The 17,689-nt window shown below is 72.4% G+C and carries 17 protein-coding genes; 1 reads left to right on the top strand and 16 read right to left on the bottom strand.

Translation table 11 applies throughout. The annotated features are described in order from the left end of the window. Nucleotides 1-1,092, top strand: coding sequence for a non-homologous end-joining DNA ligase (ligD, locus tag H9623_RS11545; protein ID WP_193720189.1), 1,092 nt, complete (start codon nt 1-3; stop codon nt 1,090-1,092). A gap of 109 nt (nt 1,093-1,201) precedes the next feature. Here ligD and H9623_RS11540 read toward each other — a convergent pair whose 3' ends face one another. From H9623_RS11540 to H9623_RS11465, 16 genes are all read right to left on the bottom strand, one after another. After that, nucleotides 1,202-2,308: an ATP-dependent DNA ligase gene (locus H9623_RS11540; protein ID WP_193720188.1), complete on the bottom strand. Its 1,107-nt coding sequence runs from the start codon at nt 2,306-2,308 to the stop codon at nt 1,202-1,204. 176 nt (nt 2,309-2,484) lie between these two features. Beyond that, on the bottom strand, nt 2,485-4,800 hold the full coding sequence (locus H9623_RS11535; protein ID WP_193720187.1) for a RelA/SpoT family protein: 2,316 nt from the start codon (nt 4,798-4,800) through the stop codon (nt 2,485-2,487). A gap of 56 nt (nt 4,801-4,856) precedes the next feature. Then, a complete protein-coding gene (locus H9623_RS11530) occupies nt 4,857-5,429 on the bottom strand; it encodes an adenine phosphoribosyltransferase (RefSeq protein WP_193720186.1) in 573 nt (190 codons plus the stop codon). A gap of 6 nt (nt 5,430-5,435) precedes the next feature. Beyond that, on the bottom strand, nt 5,436-6,554 hold the full coding sequence (gene secF, locus H9623_RS11525) for a protein translocase subunit SecF (RefSeq protein WP_193720185.1): 1,119 nt from the start codon (nt 6,552-6,554) through the stop codon (nt 5,436-5,438). Continuing rightward, nucleotides 6,554-8,320 carry a protein translocase subunit SecD gene (secD, locus tag H9623_RS11520; protein ID WP_321575416.1) on the bottom strand — a complete coding sequence of 589 codons (1,767 nt, stop codon included), beginning with the start codon at nt 8,318-8,320 and terminating at the stop codon, nt 6,554-6,556. The genes secF and secD overlap by 1 nt, the downstream gene beginning before the upstream one ends. A 127-nt stretch (nt 8,321-8,447) precedes the next feature. Further along, nucleotides 8,448-8,888: a preprotein translocase subunit YajC gene (gene yajC, locus H9623_RS11515; RefSeq protein WP_193720183.1), complete on the bottom strand. Its 441-nt coding sequence runs from the start codon at nt 8,886-8,888 to the stop codon at nt 8,448-8,450. A 116-nt stretch (nt 8,889-9,004) separates the two neighbouring features. Next, entirely contained in the window at nt 9,005-10,078 is a 1,074-nt protein-coding gene (gene ruvB, locus H9623_RS11510) for a Holliday junction branch migration DNA helicase RuvB (protein ID WP_407671904.1), read from the bottom strand. Nucleotides 10,079-10,130: 52 nt separating this feature from the next. Continuing rightward, nucleotides 10,131-10,769 (bottom strand): Holliday junction branch migration protein RuvA, encoded by a 639-nt coding sequence (gene ruvA / locus H9623_RS11505; protein WP_193720181.1) that lies wholly within the window; start codon nt 10,767-10,769, stop codon nt 10,131-10,133. Between the two features lie 178 nt (nt 10,770-10,947). Next, nucleotides 10,948-11,511, bottom strand: coding sequence for a crossover junction endodeoxyribonuclease RuvC (gene ruvC / locus H9623_RS11500; protein ID WP_193720180.1), 564 nt, complete (start codon nt 11,509-11,511; stop codon nt 10,948-10,950). Between the two features lie 83 nt (nt 11,512-11,594). Next, the gene (locus H9623_RS11495) at nt 11,595-12,353 is read right to left on the bottom strand and encodes a YebC/PmpR family DNA-binding transcriptional regulator (RefSeq protein ID WP_193720179.1); all 759 of its coding nucleotides are present in this window, start codon (nt 12,351-12,353) and stop codon (nt 11,595-11,597) included. 7 nt (nt 12,354-12,360) lie between these two features. Beyond that, nucleotides 12,361-12,996 (bottom strand): pyridoxal 5'-phosphate synthase glutaminase subunit PdxT, encoded by a 636-nt coding sequence (pdxT, locus tag H9623_RS11490; protein WP_193720254.1) that lies wholly within the window; start codon nt 12,994-12,996, stop codon nt 12,361-12,363. An 82-nt stretch (nt 12,997-13,078) separates the two neighbouring features. Beyond that, a complete protein-coding gene (locus H9623_RS11485) occupies nt 13,079-13,726 on the bottom strand; it encodes an NUDIX hydrolase (protein ID WP_321575415.1) in 648 nt (215 codons plus the stop codon). A 36-nt stretch (nt 13,727-13,762) separates the two neighbouring features. After that, entirely contained in the window at nt 13,763-14,680 is a 918-nt protein-coding gene (gene pdxS, locus H9623_RS11480; RefSeq protein WP_193720253.1) for a pyridoxal 5'-phosphate synthase lyase subunit PdxS, read from the bottom strand. A 140-nt stretch (nt 14,681-14,820) separates the two neighbouring features. Beyond that, nucleotides 14,821-15,492 carry a hypothetical protein gene (locus H9623_RS11475; RefSeq protein ID WP_193720178.1) on the bottom strand — a complete coding sequence of 224 codons (672 nt, stop codon included), beginning with the start codon at nt 15,490-15,492 and terminating at the stop codon, nt 14,821-14,823. Then, nucleotides 15,489-16,700, bottom strand: coding sequence for a glycosyltransferase family 4 protein (locus tag H9623_RS11470; protein ID WP_193720252.1), 1,212 nt, complete (start codon nt 16,698-16,700; stop codon nt 15,489-15,491). Before H9623_RS11470 ends, H9623_RS11475 begins: the two co-directional genes overlap by 4 nt. A 2-nt stretch (nt 16,701-16,702) precedes the next feature. After that, entirely contained in the window at nt 16,703-17,689 is a 987-nt protein-coding gene (locus tag H9623_RS11465; RefSeq protein WP_407671901.1) for a phosphatidylinositol mannoside acyltransferase, read from the bottom strand.

Raw genomic sequence — 17,689 nt, 5'->3', positions numbered from 1 at the left:
ATGCCTCGTTCCACGACCCCGGCCGTCGAGCTCGACGTCGACGGGCGCACCGTGCGCGTCACGAGCCCGGACCGTGTCGTCTTCCCCGGCCGGGGGCTGACCAAGCTCGACGTCGTGAGGTACTTCCAGTCGGTCGGGCCGGGCATCCTCGCGGCGCTGCGCGAGCGTCCGACGACGCTCGAACGCTGGCCCAAGGGAGTGTTCGAGGGGGCCAGGCTGAGCACCCGCACGGACAACAGCGGCGACGCGTTCTACCAGAAGCGCATCCCGCAGGGCGCTCCGGACTACGTCGAGACGGCCCGGATCGCGTTCCCGAGCGGTCGCACGGCCGACGAGGTGCGCCCGACCGAGCTGGCCGTGGTGCTGTGGGCCGCGAACCTGGGGACGCTGACGTTCCACCCGTGGCCCGTGACGGGCGCGGACGTCGAGTCGCCCGACCAGCTGCGCATCGACCTCGACCCGCAGCCCGGGACCGACTACTCCGACGCCGCGCGGGTGGCCCCGGAGCTGCGCGAGCTGCTGGGCGAGCTGGGCCTGGAGGGCTTCCCCAAGACGTCGGGCGGCCGGGGCCTGCACGTGTTCGTCCCGGTCGAGCCGCGGTGGAGCTTCGTGCAGGCGCGCCGGGCGACGATCGCGATCGGTCGGGAGCTCGAGCGGCGCCTGCCGGACCAGGTCACGACGAAGTGGTGGAAGGAGGAGCGCGGGGTCAAGATCTTCGTCGACTACAACCAGATGGCGCGCGACCGCACGATCGCCTCGGCGTACTCGATCCGGTCCAACGCCCGCGCCACGGTCTCGGCGCCGCTGCGCTGGGAGGAGGTGCCGGACGTCGCGCCGGACGACTTCGACGTGCTGACCGTGCCGGCACGGTTCGCAGAGGTCGGTGACCTGCACGCCCGTCTGGACGCCGCGGCCCCCGAGCCGCGGTGCTCTCTCGAGCTGGCGCTCGATCTCGCGGCGCGTGACGAGCGCGACCACGGGCTGGGCGACCTGCCCTATCCTCCCGAGCACCCCAAGATGCCGGGCGAGCCCAAGCGCGTCCAGCCCAGCAAGGACGCCTCACGGCACGACGAGCACTCGAAGGACGACTGACCCCACCCCCCGGGGCGTGGTGCGGAGAAGGGCCCCTGGCACGCCTCGTGCGGCCCTGTGGGCGGTGCCGACGCTCCAGGCCCTCCGGGGAAGGTGCCCGGTGTGCGGCTCACGCCACGCCCGGTGCCCCGGGCAGCAGGTCGTCCAGGCGGTAGCTCACGGGCTCCTCGAGCTGCTCGTACGTGCACGACGCGGGCTCGCGGTCGCTGCGCCAGCGCCGGAGCTGGACGGTGTGGCGGAACCGGCTGCCCTCCATGTGGTCGTACGCCACCTCGAGCACCCGCTCGATCCGCAGCGGGACGAACGACATGTCCTTGGCGCCGCTCCAGCGCGACTGCGCGCCCGGCATGCGCCCCGAGCCCGGGCTCTCCCACCCGGCCCACGGGTGCTCGGCGGCGTCGGGGCTCTCGGGGTCGAGCACGAGCGGCGCGAGCTCGTCGACGAGCTCGGCGCGACGAGCCATGGGGAACGACGCCGCGACGCCCACGAACTGCAGGTCGCCCGCACCGTCGTACAGCCCCAGGAGGAGCGAGCCCAGCAGCGGCTCCTCGGGGGTCGACGTCTTGTGCAGGCGGTATCCCGCGAGCACGACGTCGGCCGTGCGCTCGTGCTTGACCTTGAGCATGACGCGCTTGTTGGGCTGGTAGGGCGCGGCGAGCGGTTTCGCGACGACCCCGTCGAGCCCTGCGCCCTCGAACGACTCGAACCACTCCTGGGCGACCGCTCGGTCCGTGGTGCGGGGCGTCAGGTGCACGCGCGGGCCGTCGAGCCGCAGGCCCGCGAGCAGCTCCTGGCGGCGGGCGAGCGGCTCGGCCGTGAGGTCGTCGTCGCCCAGGGCCAGCAGGTCGAACACGACGAGGCTCGCCGGGGTCTCCTCGGCCAGGCGGGCGACGCGCGAGGCCGCGGGGTGGATGCGCTGCTGAAGCGCCTCGAAGTCGAGCCGGCCGCCCTGGGCGAGCACGATCTCCCCGTCGACCACGCACCGCTCGGGCAACGAGTCCAGGACTGCCTGGACGACGTCGGGGAAGTACCGCTCCATGGGTTTGGCGCTGCGGCTGTCGAGGCGCACCTCGTCGCCGTCGCGGTAGACGATCGCACGGAACCCGTCCCACTTGGGCTCGAACACCAGACCGCCTTCGACGCCCGCGGGGTCCGGGACGCCCGAGACCGACTTCGCGAGCATGGGCAGCGTGGGCGGGCGCACGGGCAGGTCCATCCCCTGATGCTGCCACCGGGGGCCTCCGGTCACCCGTCGAGCGGCGCCTGTCGCCCGCGGCCGTACGGCGCCGCCCCCCTCGCCGTCCAGGTCGCCGCGCGCCCGCCGGACCCGGGCGACGCGCGCACCCAGGTGCGCGGCGCCGTCGGGCCGTGGTGCGGGGGCCCGGCCGGCGGTCAGGCCGGGAGCGGCGGCGGCTCGGCGGCCTTGGAGCCCGTGATCCGGTAGACGTCGAACACGCCGTCGATCTTGCGGACCGCGGACAGCACCGTCGCCAGGTGGCCGGGCTCGGCCATCTCGAACACGAACCGGGACATCGCAACCCGGTCGTTCGACGTCGAGACCGTCGCGGACAGGATGTTGACGTGGTGGTCCGACAGGACCCGCGTCACGTCCGAGAGCAGGCGCGAGCGGTCGAGGGCCTCGACCTGGATCTGCACCAGGAACAGGGCGTTGCTGCCCGTGGTCCAGTCGACCTCGACGATGCGCTCGGGCTGGTTGCGCAGGCCCACGACGTTGGCGCAGTCCGCGCGGTGGACGCTCACGCCCTGTCCACGCGTGATGAAGCCGATGATCTCGTCGCCCGGGACCGGGGTGCAGCACTTGGCGAGCTTGACCCAGATGTCGTCCACGCCCTTGACGACCACGCCCGGGTCGCCCGTGCGGGGGCGACGCGCGGTGTGCCCCGGACGGGCGACCTCCGCGAGGTCCTCGGACGCGCCGTCCTCCCCGCCCATGGCGTGCACGAGCTTCTGCACGACGCTCGCGGCCGAGACCTGCCCCTCGCCGATCGCGGCGTACAGCGCCGAGACGTCGGGGTAGCGCATCTCGTTCGCGAGGCCCACGAGCGACTCGTGGCTCAGCAGGCGCTGGATCGGCAGGTTCTGCTTGCGCATGGCCTTGGCGATCGCGGTCTTGCCGTGCTCGACGGCCTCCTCGCGGCGCTCCTTGGAGAACCACTGCCGGATCTTGTTGCGGGCGCGCGGGCTGCTGACGAAGGCGAGCCAGTCACGGCTGGGGCCAGCGGTCTCCGACTTGGAGGTCAGGACGTCGACGACGTCGCCGTTGTCCAGCTTGGAGTCGAGCGGGACGAGGCGACCGTTGACCCGCGCCCCCATGGTGCGGTGACCGACCTCGGTGTGGACCGCGTACGCGAAGTCGACGGGCGTCGAGCCCGCGGGCAGCGCGATGACGTCGCCCTTGGGGGTGAAGACGTAGACCTCGGCGCCCCCGATCTCGAAGCGCAGCGAGTCGAGGAACTCCGAGGGGTCCGCGGTCTCGCGCTGCCAGTCGACGAGCTGGCGCAACCACTGCATGTCGGTCGACGCCGTGTCCGGAGCGCCGCTCGACTTGGCGACCTCCTTGTACTTCCAGTGCGCCGCGACCCCGTACTCGGCCCGTCGGTGCATGTCGTGCGTACGGATCTGGATCTCGACGGGCTTGCCGCCGGGACCGATCACCGTGGTGTGCAGCGACTGGTACATGTTGAACTTGGGCATCGCGATGTAGTCCTTGAACCGCCCGGGGACGGGGTTCCATCGCGCGTGCAGGGCGCCGAGCGCCGCGTAGCAGTCGCGCACGGTGTCCACGAGGACGCGTGCGCCGACAAGGTCGTAGATCTCCGCGAAGTCGTGCCCGCGCACGATCATCTTCTGGTAGATCGAGTAGTAGTGCTTGGGGCGCCCGGTCACGGTCGCCTTGATCTTGGCCGTCCGCAGGTCCGCGGTCACCTGCTCCCGGACGACCGCGAGGTACTCCTCGCGGGCCGGTGCGCGCTCGGCCACGAGGTGGACGATCTCCTCGTACACCTTGGGGTAGAGCGTCGCGAACGACAGGTCCTCGAGCTCCCACTTGATGGTGTTCATGCCCAGGCGGTGGGCCAGGGGCGCATAGATCTCGAGGGTCTCGCGGGCCTTGCGCTCGGCCGACGACGACGGGACGAACTTCCAGGTCCGGGCGTTGTGCAGGCGGTCGGCGAGCTTGATGACGAGCACACGGATGTCGCGGGCCATGGCCACGACCATCTTGCGCACGGTCTCGGCCTGCGCCGCGTCGCCGTACTTCACCTTGTCGAGCTTGGTGACGCCGTCGACGAGCATGGCGATCTCCTCGCCGTACTCCTCGGTGAGGCGTTCGAGCGAGTACTCGGTGTCCTCGACCGTGTCGTGGAGCAGGGCCGCGGCGAGCGTGGCGCCGTCGAACCCGAGGTCCGCGAGGATCGTGGCGACCGCGACGGGGTGCGTGATGTACGGGTCGCCGCTCTTGCGGGCCTGGCCGCGGTGGGCCTTCTCCGCGGTGACGTAGGCGCGCTCGATGACCGACAGGTCGGACTTGGGGTGGTTGGTCCGGACTGCTTGGAGCACGGGTTCGAGCGCGGGGATGCCTCCCTGGCTCCCCCGGACGCCGAACCGCACCAACCGGGACCGTACGCGCGCTGCCGAGGACTGCCCGCTCTCGCTCGCGGACCGACCGGTCCGTGTCTCTTCGCTCATGCGTGCCTCCTCACCCTGATCGCCGGAGAATCTCGACGTTCGTCGGAGTGGCAATCCTACGACTCCACGCGCAGGAGCGTGTCGACCTGCCGGCCCGCGAGCCGTTCGCGCCCGCCCAGGCCGTCGAGCTCGAGCAGGAACGCGAGACCGACGACGACGCCGCCGCACCGCTCCACGAGCTCGGCGCCGGCCGAGGCCGTGCCGCCCGTGGCCAGGACGTCGTCGACGACCAGGACGCGCGCGCCGGGCGCGAGCGTGCCGGTGCGCAGCTCGATCGTGGCGGTGCCGTACTCGAGGTCGTAGGTCACGGCTTCGGTGGGCGGCGGCAGCTTGCCCGCCTTGCGCAGCGGCAGGAAGCCGACGCCCAGACGGGTCGCGAGCGGGGCGCCGATCAGGAAGCCGCGGGCCTCCAGACCGGCGACGAGGTCGACGCCCCCCGCGGCGAAGGCCGCGAGGGAGTCGACCACGTCGCCGAGCGCCTTGCCGTCGGCGAGCAGGCCGGTGATGTCACGGAACGTGACACCGGGCTGGGGGTAGTCCGGGACGTCGCGGACGAGGCCGAGGACCTCCGCCGCGCGCTCGTCCCCCAGGCCCGAGAGCCCGACGGGAAGGATGCTGCTGGTGCTCATGAGTGCTCAGTGCCCCCGCTTGCGTCGGGGCTGGGCCTTGTTGCCCTGGTGGGCTCCCGGCAGGAGCTGGCCCGAGCCCTGGACCCCGGCCGCTGCCAGTGCAGCGTCGCGGGACACGTCGTCGGTGGAGCGGGCCGCGTCCGCGACGAGGGCCGCGCGCTTGTCCAGGACCTTCTGGGTGTGCTCCTTGATGGCGGGCTCGCGCTCACGCAGCGAGACCTCCAGGGGCGTGGCCAGGAAGATCGAGGAGTAGGCGCCGACGGCCATGCCGACGAACAGGGCGAGCGAGATGTCGCGCAGCGTGCCGGCCCCCAGGAGGAACGCGCCGATGAACAGGATCGCGCTGACGGGCAGCAGGGCCACGACCGAGGTGTTGATCGACCGGACGAGCGTCTGGTTGACCGCGAGGTTCGCCCGCTCGGCGTAGGTGCTGCGGGTCTGGTCGAGGACGCCGCGCGTGTTCTCCCGGACCTTGTCGAAGACCACGACCGTGTCGTAGATCGAGTACCCGAGGATGGTCAGGAAGCCGATCACGGTCGCCGGCGTGACCTCCCAGCCGATCGCCGCGTAGATCCCGACCGTGATGATGAGGTCGTGGAACAGCGCGATGAGCGCGGCGGCGGCCATGCGCCAGTTCCGGAAGTAGATCGTCATGACCAGGCCTACGAGCACCAGGAAGACGATCAGGCCCGTGATGGCCTTCTGCGAGACGTCCTTGCCCCAGCTGGGGCCGATGAACGCGGTCGTGACGTCGTCCTCGGTCACCGAGTAGGCGCCGGCGAGCGCGTCGCGGACCTCGGTGACCTCGTCGGCGGTCAGGCGGTCGGTCTGGACGCGGACGGCGCTGCCGCCGACGCTCGTGACGCGCGGGACCTCGTCGGGGGCGACCTCGGCCACGGCGTCGATCGCGGGCTGCTGGCTGGTGTCGCTCACGTTCGAGACGACGAACTCGGAGCCGCCGCGGAAGTCGATGCCGAGGTTGAAGCCCTTGGTGAGCAGGACCCCGAACGACAGGACGACCATGACGATCGCGACGATGTAGAAGCGGCGGCGGTGGCCGACGATCTGGTAGGACTTGCGCCCCGTGTACAGGTCGTTGCCCCACTGGGCGAATCCCTGCGCCATCAGCGGTTCTCCTCGTTCTTGTCGCCCTCGGTCGAGGAATCGGTGGTGGAGCCGGAGTCCTGGGCCGCGCGCCTGGCGGCGGCCCGGCGCTCGGCGATCGTCATCCGGCCGCTGTCACCCGTGGTCGCGCCGGACAGGCTCGCGCCCGCGCCGACCTTCTCGCGCGTGGGGCTGCCGAAGGGCTCGTCGACGGGGGCGTCGGTGACCGCGGCGTCCGAGGTGCCGGACGCGTCCTGGGTACCGGGGCGGGCGACGCGCCCACGGCCGGCGTAGCGGGTGGTCGCGCCGAGCCGGCGCGGGTCGAGGCCCGAGGCCGGGTGCCCGTTCGCGAAGAACTTGGTGCGGGCCAGGAGCTGCATGACGGGGTGCGTGAACATGAACACGACGATCAGGTCGATCAGCGTGGTCAGTCCGAGCGTGAACGCGAAGCCGCGCACGCCGCCCACGGCCAGGAAGTACAGCACGACCGCGGCGAGGAAGTTGACCGCGTCGGAGGCCAGGATGGTGCGCCGTGCGCGGTCCCAGCCCTTCTCGACGGCCGAGTTCAGGGTGCGGCCGTCGCGCAGCTCGTCACGGATGCGTTCGAAGTACACGATGAACGAGTCCGCGGTGATGCCGATCGCGACGATGATGCCCGCGACGCCGGGCAGCGAGAGGCGGTACCCGATCGTCCAGGACAGGAGCAGGATCACCCCGAAGGTGAGCACGGCGGCGATGCCGAGCGAGGCGACCGTGACCAGGCCGAGGGCCCGGTACTGGAAGAGCGAGTAGATGACGACGAGCAGGAGGCCGATCGCACCCGCGATGAGGCCCTTCTCGAGCTGCTCGCTGCCGAGGGTCGCGGAGATCTGCTGCTCGCTCTGGACCTCGAAGGTCAGCGGGAGCGAGCCGAAGTTGAGCTGGTTCGCGAGCAGCGCTGCGCTCTCACGCGTGAAGCTGCCGGAGATCTCGGCCTTGCCGTCGGTGATGACGGCGTTCGCGGACGGCGCCGAGATGACGAGTCCGTCGAGCACGAGCGCGAACGCGTTCTGCGGGGCGGGCAGCGAGAAGAGACGGTCGGTGACGACCTCGAAGGCCTCGGTGCCGGCCTTGTTGAACTCGAGGTTGACGACCCACTGGCCGGTGCTCACGCCCTGGGCCGTGGTGCCCATGCCCGAGCTCGCGTTGGAGATCTCGGTGCCCTCGATCTCGACCGGGCCCAGGATGTACTTCGCGGTGCCGTCGTCGGCGCACGTGACCAGGGGCGCGTCGGGGTCGTCGCCGAGCCCGCCGGTGAGGTTCGCGGGGTCCGTGCAGTCCAGTGCGTCGAACTCGGCCTGGATCGCGGGGGTGATCTGGGCGAGGTCGCTCGGGTTCGCCGGGGTGACGGGCGTCTCGGGCTCGGCCGGCGTCTCCGTCTCCGTGCTCTCCACGGGGGTGGGCGCGCCGACGGTCAGGACCGGGCGGAACCGCATCTGCGCGGACTTGCGCACGAGGTCGAGGGTCTCGTCGCTCGGGGTGCCCGGCAGCCCGACAACGATGTTGTTGCCCTGGCTCGTGATCTCGGCCTCGGTGACGCCCGAGGAGTCGACGCGCTGGCGGATCACGTTGATCGCCTGCGTGATCGTCTCGTCGGTGACCTTGCCCTCGGTGGCGACCGGCGTGAGGATGATCTGCGTGCCGCCCTCCAGGTCGAGGGCGAGTCCGGGCGTGGTGCTCGCGTCCGACCACTTGGTGCCGGCGAAGATCGACGCGAACAGCGCGAGGATCAGTACAGCGAGGGTCACCAGGGTGCGTACGGGCCTGGCGCGTCGTGTGTTGGAGGTGGCCAACTATCCGTCTCTTCTCGTGCGCGCGACATCGCGAGATGGCGCGGGTCGACGTCGCACCCCGGGTTCGGGGTGCGACGTGGTGTCACTTGCTGTCGGTGCCGTCGTCCCGCTTGTCCCCCGGCTTGTCGGTGAGCCCGGACAGGTCGTCCGGGACGTCGAGCGTGTCGTCCTGGGGCGAGGAGGTCTGGCCTGCGTCGCCGTAGGCCGGGTCCTGCTCGTCGGTGACGTCGGTGCCCTCGACCTCGGTGACCTCTTCCTCGACCGGCGGCTCGACGAGCTTGGCGATCGCGGCGCGGAGCCAGCGCGTCTGGGTGCCGGGGGTGGACTCGATCGTGATGATGTCCTTCTCCTCGTCGACGTCGACGATGGTGCCGAACAGTCCTGAGCCGGTCATGACCTCCTGGCCGGGGGCCAGGTTGGTGCGGAAGGCGGCTGCTTCCTTCTGGGCCTTGCGCGACCGGCTGGTCATGAGGAACATCGCGCCTGCGGCGAGGGCGAGGATGATGATGAGGCTGAAGTCCATGGCGGGGAAACCGGTTCCTGTTCTGTGCGGGAATCTGCGCGGCAGTCTAGGCGCACGCGTACGGATCACCAACGAACCGTCCGGCCGTGGAGTTCCGCCGCTCAGATTCCCCCAGTCTAGGCCCCCGTGTCGAACAGGGTTCCCCCCGAGCGTCCTGAACCGCTGCGGGGCCCGACGACGCCGCCCGGTCCGCGCGGTGCGAGGGGGTCGGGCGGGGTCAGGCCGAGGTGGGCCCACGCGGCGGGGGTCGCGACGCGGCCGCGGGGCGTGCGCCCGATCAGGCCCTCGCGCACGAGGAAGGGCTCGGCGACGGTCTCGACCGTCTCCGACTCCTCGCCGACGGTCACGGCGAGGGTGCTCAGGCCCACGGGCCCTCCCCCGAAGCGCGTGCACAGGGCGCCGAGCACGGCCCGGTCGAGGCGGTCGAGGCCCAGCTCGTCGACCTCGTAGACCTCCAGGGCCGCGCGGGCAGCGCGCAGGTCCATGGTGCCGTCGCCGCGGACCTGCGCCCAGTCGCGCACGCGGCGCAGCAGACGGTTGGCGATGCGGGGCGTGCCGCGCGACCGGCCCGAGATCTCGTGCGCGGCGGCGTGCTTGATCTCGACGCCGAGCAGTCCGGCCGAGCGGATGATGACGCGCTCGAGCTCTTCCGCGGAGTAGAAGTCGAGGTGTCCGGTGAACCCGAACCGGTCGCGCAGGGGCGCGGGCAGGAGCCCGGCGCGCGTGGTCGCGCCCACGACGGTGAAGGGCGGCAGGGACAGCGGGATGGCGCTGGCCCCGGCGCCCTTGCCGACGACGACGTCGACCCGGAAGTCCTCCATCGCGACGTACAGCAGCTCCTCGGCGGGGCGTGCGAGGCGGTGGATCTCGTCGATGAACAGGACCTCGCCCTCCTCGAGCGAGGACAGGACGGCGGCGAGGTCGCCCGCGTGCTGGATCGCGGGTCCGGACGTGACGCGCAGCGACGTGCCGAGCTCGGCGGCGATGATCATCGCGAGGGTCGTCTTGCCGAGCCCGGGCGGCCCGGACAGCAGGACGTGGTCGGGGGTCGCGCCGCGGGCGAGGGCGGCCTGCAGGACGAGCGAGAGCTGGTCGCGCACGACGAGCTGGCCGACGAACTCCTCGAGGCGGCGCGGGCGCAGCGCGGCCTCGGCGGCGCGCTCGAGGTCGTCCGCGGTCGAGGTCACGATGCGTTCGGACGTGAACGGCTCGTGGCCGTCCTCGTAGCCGACGCGGTCGAAGTCAGCCACGGGGGCCGCCCAGGACGCGCAGCGAGGCGCGCAGGGCGCCGGCGATCTCGTCGGGGGCGACGGCGTCGGCGCCGGCCTGGGTCAGGACGGTGGCGAGGGCGTCCTCGGCGGCCTTGGGGTTCCACCCGAGGCCGACGAGGGCCTGCACGACCTGGTCGCGCTGGTCGTCGACCACGCTGCCGGGCGCACCGGGCGCGGTGTCCGGGTCGGTGCCGGTGGGGGCGCCGAGCCTGTCGCCGAGCTCGAGCGCGATGCGCTGCGCGCCCTTGCGGCCGATCCCGGGCACGCGCATGAGCGCGGCGATGTCCTCGCCCGCGACCGCGCGGCGCAGGGCGTCGGGGGTGTGGACCGCGAGCATGGCCAGGGCCAGGCGGGGCCCGACGCCGCTGACGGTCTGCACGGCCTCGAACACGGTGCGCTCGTCGTCGTCGGCGAAGCCGAAGAGCGTGAACGAGTCCTCCCGGACGACCATGCTCGTGGCGAGGCGGGCGGGCTCGCCCACGCGCAGCGCGGACAGCGTCGCGGGGGTCGCGTGCACGAGGTAGCCCACGGCTCCCCCGGCGCCGCCCACGTCGATGACGGCGCGGTCCAGGCGGACGTCCGCGACCGTGCCCGACAGCGATGCGATCACTGTGCCTCCATGCTTCCTCGCGGGTGCCGACCGCCTGCGGCCGACCCCGAACACCTGTACGAAACCCCGGCCACTCTAGCAACGGGACGCGGCCGGCCGGGGTGAGCCTCGCCGTCGGGCTCGCTCCCCCGGCACCGCCCGTGCTCACCGGGGCCGGTGCGCCCCGGTGGGGACGCGGTCAGCGGCGGGGTCCGCGCGAGGCCTGCTCGGCCGCGGCCCAGGCGCGCTGGGCGGGCGTGAGCTGGTGGCGGTCCCCGCCCTGCAGGGCCCCGGCGGGGCGCCACAGGTGGCAGATCGCGAGGGCCAGGGCGTCGGCGGCGTCGGCGGGCTTGGGCAGCTCGGCGAGCTCGAGGATGCGGGCGACCATGCGTTGGACCTGGATCTTGTCGGCGCGCCCGGTGCCGGTCACGGCGGCCTTGACCTCGCTGGGGGTGTGCATCGCGACGGGGACCCCGCGGCGGGCCGCGGCGACCATCGCGAGGCCTGCGACCTGTGCGGTGCCCATGACGGTGCTGACGTTGTGCTGGGCGAAGACGCGCTCGACGGCCACGACGTCGGGGACGTGCTCGTCCATCCAGGCGTCCAGGCGCTGGGAGATGGTGAGCAGGCGCAGGTCCACCGACATGTCGGGCGGGCTCTGCAGGACCCCGACCGCGACCATGCGGGCGCGCCGTCCCGGCAGGGAGTCGACGACGCCGATGCCGCAGCGGGTCAGGCCTGGGTCCACTCCGAGCACGCGCACGCGCTCACCCTCTCACGGGCCGCCCACGACGAAGGGCTCCCACGCGAGCGGTCGCGTGGGAGCCCTTCGTCACACCAGGGTGCTCAGTCGTCGTTCTCGAGCTCGGCCATGACCTCGTCGCTCGCGTCGAAGTTCGCGTAGACGTTCTGCACGTCGTCGCTGTCCTCGAGGGCGTCGATGAGGCGCAGGATCTTGCGGGCGCCCTCGGCGTCGACCTCGACCTCCATGGACGGGTGGAAGACGACGTCCGCGGAGTCGTACTCGATGCCCGCGTCCTGCAGGGCGGTGCGGACCGCGACCAGGTCGGTGGCCTCGGTGAGGACCTCGAACGTGTCGCCCTCGTCGGTGACCTCCTCGCCGCCCGCCTCGAGGACGGCCTCCATGACGTCGTCCTCGGTGGTGCCCTCCTTGGGGACCACGATGACGCCCTTGCGGGAGAACAGGTAGGACACCGAGCCCGGGTCCGCGAGCTGGCCGCCGTTGCGCGTGAACGCGATGCGGACCTCTGCGGCGGCACGGTTCTTGTTGTCCGTGAGGCACTCGACGAGGACGGCGATGCCGCCGGGGCCGTAGCCCTCGTACATGATCGTCTGGTAGTCGGCGCCGCCGGCCTCCTGGCCGGAGCCGCGCTTGAGGGCGCGGTCGATGTTGTCGTTGGGGACCGAGGACTTCTTGGCCTTCTGGACGGCGTCGAAGAGCGTGGGGTTCCCGGCGAGGTCACCGCCGCCCGTGCGGGCCGCGACCTCGATGTTCTTGATGAGCTTGGCGAACAGCTTGCCGCGCTTGGCGTCGATCACGGCCTTCTTGTGCTTGGTCGTAGCCCACTTGGAGTGTCCTGACATACCCCTGTTACTCCTTCACGATTGCGACGAAGAGCTCGTGCACCCGCGCATCGCCCGTGATCTCGGGGTGGAAGGAGGTGGCGAGCAACGTTCCCTGACGTACTGCGACGATTCTACCTGCGACGTCACCCGTCCCCGTGGACGGCTCGGGCGCGCCCGCTCCGCGGTGCCGGGTGCGGGCCAGGACCTGGACCGCGGGACCGGCCTCCTCGACCCAGGGGGCGCGGATGAACGCGGCGGGCACGGGGCCGCCCGGGACACCGACCATCTCGACCGAGGACTCGAACGAGTCGACCTGGCGCCCGAACGCGTTGCGGCGCACCGTGACGTCCAGGCCGCCGAGGGTCTGCTGGTCGTGCGTGGCTCCCAGCACCCGGTCGGCGAGCAGGATCATGCCCGCGCACGACCCGTACACCGGCAGCCCGGCCGCGATCGCGGCGCGCAGCGGGTCGAACAGCTCGAAGATCCGCAGCAGCTTGTCGATCGTGGTCGACTCCCCGCCGGGGATCACGAGGCCGTCGAGCGCGGCGAGCTCGGTGGGGCGGCGCACCGCGACGGGACGGGCGCCGGCCGCCTCGAGGGCTGCCACGTGCTCGCGGACGTCGCCCTGCAGGGCGAGGACTCCAATGACCGGTTTCACGATCGCCCATCGTACGGGCTGGGCGGGGGCGGGGTGCGAGGTGCCCGACGGCGGCGCTCGCCGTGGGCGCCCGGGTCCGGGCGGGCTACTCGGTGGCTTCGCCGAGGTGGCGGGTGCGGCCGTCCCAGCCGTCGAGCAGGGGCTCGAGGAGGTCGGCGAGACCGGCGGGGAAGACCTCGATGGTCACGGTGCGCAGCTCGGGGAGCGTGAACCAGCGCATCTCGTCGACGACGTCGTGCTCGATCTCGGTCCACCCGTCACGGGTCAGGGGCCGGCTCGTGTGCTGGTCGCCGAGGCGGGCGAGGTAGAACACCTCGTCCTGGCGGCAGCGCTCACGGTAGAAGTCGAAGATGGCCGACCGGGTCCACACGGGCCCCTCGAGCCCGGCGGGGTCCAGGCGCAGGCCCGTCTCCTCGAGGACCTCGCGCAGGGCCGCGTCCCGGTCGCTCTCGCCGGGTTCGACGCCGCCGCCGATGGTGAACCACCAGGAGCGGCCGGGCTGGTCGGTGTCGTGGCCGCGGGCGAGCAGGACCCGGTCGCGGGCGTCGATCAGCAGGACGCGGGCACCGCGCCGGTGGCGCATGCCGTCCGGGCCCAGGACCCAGTCGGGGCCGAGCGTGCTGGGAGGCACCGGCGTCGGGGCGGCGGGGGACGCCGCCGGGGCGGGCGCAACGGGTGCGCCCACCCCGGACGGGACGTGGCCCTCCGGCCCGTCCTGCGCGCCGGTCGTCACGGTGTCACCGGGACGTCACCGGACCTGCAGCGGGAGTCACCAGCCGCGCTCGGCGAGGCGGTGCGGGACGGGGATGTCGTCGACGTTGATGCCGACCATGGCCTCGCCCAGGCCGCGCGAGACGTCCGCGAGGACGGCCGGGTCGTCGTAGAACGTGGTGGCCTTGACGATCGCGGCCGCACGCTGGGCCGGGTTGCCCGACTTGAAGATGCCCGAGCCCACGAACACGCCCTCGGCGCCGAGCTGCATCATCATGGCCGCGTCGGCCGGGGTCGCGATACCGCCCGCGGTGAACATGACCACGGGCAGCTTGCCCGTGGCGGCGACCTCCTTGACCAGCTCGTACGGCGCCTGGAGCTCCTTGGCCGCGACGAACAGCTCGTCCTCCGGCAGGGACGTCAGGCGGCGGATCTCGGCGCGGATGGTGCGCATGTGCGTGGTCGCGTTGGACACGTCGCCCGTGCCGGCCTCGCCCTTGGAGCGGATCATCGCCGCACCCTCGGTGATGCGCCGCAGGGCCTCGCCCAGGTTCGTCGCCCCGCACACGAACGGCGCCTCGAAGGCCCACTTGTCGATGTGGTTGGCGTAGTCCGCCGGGGTCAGGACCTCGGACTCGTCGATGTAGTCGACACCCAGGGCCTGCAGCACCTGCGCCTCGACGAAGTGACCGATGCGCGCCTTGGCCATGACGGGGATCGAGACCGCGGCGATGATGCCGTCGATCATGTCCGGGTCGCTCATGCGCGAGACGCCGCCCTGCGCGCGGATGTCGGCCGGGACACGCTCGAGGGCCATGACGGCCACCGCTCCCGCGTCCTCGGCGATCTTCGCCTGGTCGGGGGTGACGACGTCCATGATGACGCCGCCCTTGAGCATCTCGGCCATGCCGCGCTTGACCTTGGCCGAGCCGACCACGTCGGACGCCTGCGGGCTGTTCTCGCCGGAAATCTCCACGGACACCGCGAAACCTCGAATCTTCACGTTGGGACGCACGAGCAGGGGTCACGCTCGCGCCGCCGACATGCTTGCACGTCACCGCCCAGTCTACGGAGCGGCGACCACCCCTCGGGCAGCGCAGCGGCAGGCGCCACCGGTCAGGGGTTGCGGTCCAGGGCCGGCGGCCAGGCGTCGTCCAGCTCGACCGTGACCGGCATCGGGGCGTGCCCCGCCAAGGAGAACGCCCGGGCGTACCAGGTACGACGCAGGCGCTGCGTCTGCGCCACGGCCTCGTTGTGGAACCGGCGGGCGATCTGCGCCCGGTACCAGGCCCCCGCCAACGCGGCCAGCAGCTCCGCCCCCAGGGGCGAGGCCCGGATCTCGGCGACCTCCTGCGGGTCCTCGAGCGCCGAGCGCAACGTGGCCGACAGGTCGCTCTCCGCCATGGCCCGCTGCATCCCCACCCCCGCCAGGAGGCGCGGCGCCTGCACGACCGGAGCGCCGCCGTCGGGCCGGCGCACCCCCTCCGGCGCCCCCACCAGCTCCGCCAGGCCCGGTACCGCGGCCGCGATCTCCCGCATGCGCAGGTCGTCGTCCAGGACCGCGTACGCCGCCTCCGCGACCAGGACCGAGCTCGCCGGGTCCAGCTCCCCCGCGCCCGCCAGGTCCAGCGCCGCCGACGCCCGCCGCTCCAGCTGCGCGTCCAGGGCCAGGCGCGACGCCATGACCTTGCGGTGCAACCGGTCCAGACGCGACGCCGCGACCCACAGGGCCCAGCCCGCCACCAGCACCACGGCCACCACGATGATGGCGATCTCCGACCACGTCACGACGGGTTCCTCTCCTGCTCAGGGCGGGGCCACAACCCCAGACGACGACCGCCGCGCAACGACGCCGGGTCCTCGTGCACCGGGATCACCGCGTCCGAGGCCGCCAACGCCATCTCGTACACCGCCAGGACCTCGGCCGTCACGGTCGACCAGTCGAACCGGCGCACGAACGAGATCGCCCGCTCGCAGTACCGCACCCGACCCTCCGGGTCCGCCAGGACCCGCAGCACCGTCTGCGCCAACGCCGCCGAGTCCCCCACCGGGAACAACGCCCCCGCCTCCCCCTCGTCCAGGACCCGCCGGAACGCCCCCAGGTCGGAGGCCACCACGCACGCCCCCGCGCTCATCGCCTCCACCAGCACGATCCCGAAGCTCTCCCCACCCGTCTGCGGCGCGATGTACACGTCCACCGACGACAGCAGGGACGCCTTCTCCCCGTCCGAGATCGACCCCAGGAACTCCACGGCGCTCGCGGCCTCCCCCAACGCCTCCAGGGCGTCCGCGCGCCCCTGGTCACCGCGACCGGCGACCAGGAACCGCGCCCCCGGGACCTGCTCCAGGATGCGCGGGATCGCGGCCGTCAGGACCGGCAGCCCCTTGCGCGGCTCGTCCAGGCGCCCCAGGAACGCGATCGTCGGCGCGTCCGGCGTCCCCTGCCACCTCGCCGACGGCTGCGCGTCGGCGAACGTGTCGACGTACACCCCGTTCGGGATGACGACCGCGTCGCCCCCCATGTGCTCCACCAGGGTGCGCCGGGCGTCCTCCGAGACCGCGATGCGCGCCGAGATCTTCTCCAGGCTCTGCCGCACCAACGGGTACACCACCTGCAGCGCCCGCGAACGGATCAGCGCCGTGTGGAACGTCGCCACGATCGGACCCTGCGCGATCCACAGCGCCAGCATGCTCAACGACGGCGTCACCGGCTCGTGCAGGTGCAGCACGTCGAACTGCCCCGCGTCCAACCACCGGCGCACGCGCGCCGCCGTGACCGGACCGAACGTCATGCGCGCCACCGAGCCGTTGTACTTCACCGGCACCGCACGACCCGCGGACGTGATGTAGTCCGGGATCGGGGTGTCCTCGTCCGCAGGGGCCAGCACCGACACCTCGTGCCCCTGCGCCATGAGCGCCTCCGCCAGGTCCCGGATGTGGAACTGCACACCACCCGGGACGTCGAACGAGTACGGGCACACGATCCCGACCTTCAGGCTCATACCGAGCCCACCGCCCCTCCACCAGTAGAACCCTGCGCGTCCTTCGCCCTCGTCCGGGCATACCGCTCCGGGTCCAGGTCCGCCACGAACACCTTCTGCAGCATGTGCCAGTCCTCCGGGTCCGCGGCGATCCCCTCCGCCAGATGGTCCACCCACGCCTGCGTCATGACCGCGACCCGCTCGCTGCGCGGCACCCCCTCCGGGACGGCCACCGGCGGGAAGAACCGGATCACGATCCCCCACGGCGTCCCCGCCGCACGACGCCGGACCCCCGTCAACCGCTCGTACCGGATCGACGCCGTCAGCAACGGCGCCCCCGTCGAGACCGCCAGCGCCGCCGGCCCCGCCGCGACCCGAGCCCGCTCACCGAACAGGTCCACCTCCACGCCCCGCGACGTCAGGTCACGGTCCGCGAGCAACGGGATCAGCTTCCCCGGCCCCCGCGCACCGCGCATCAGCTCACGGAACACGTCCCCGTCACCCAGCGCCAGGATCTCGATCCCCAACGAGTTGCGGAACGCCAGGAACTCCTGGAACAGCTCCTCCGGCTCGAGCCGCTCCGCGACCGTCAGCACCGGGGCGATGTGCGGCGTCGCATACGCCCCCGCCAGGTCCCAGTTGCCCGTGTGCCCCAGCGCCAGCACCGGAGTGACCCCCTGCGACGTGAACCGCAGACAGTTCTCGTACCCCTCCAGCCGCACCCGCGCCTCGATCTGCGCAGCAGACGCCGCAGGCAGCGTGAACGCCTCCCGGTAGTACCGCATGTACGAACGCATGCCCGCCCGGCTCAACCGGCGCAGCCCCCGCACGTCCAGGTCAGGCCGCACCCTCGCCAGGTTCCGCTCGAGCTGCGGCACACCACCCCTGCGCGACGCCCACGCCACGTCCGCGATCACCGTGAACAACCCACGCAGCACCGGCTCCGGCACCTTGTGCGCATTGCGCCACGCGAACGTGAACGCCTTGTCCGCACTCACCCCCAC

This window comes from Oerskovia douganii, from assembly GCF_015142735.1.
In the GTDB taxonomy this organism is placed as follows: domain Bacteria; phylum Actinomycetota; class Actinomycetes; order Actinomycetales; family Cellulomonadaceae; genus Oerskovia; species Oerskovia douganii.
Note: the sequence above shows the minus strand (reverse complement) of the source record. Positions and strands in the feature narration are given on the sequence as shown.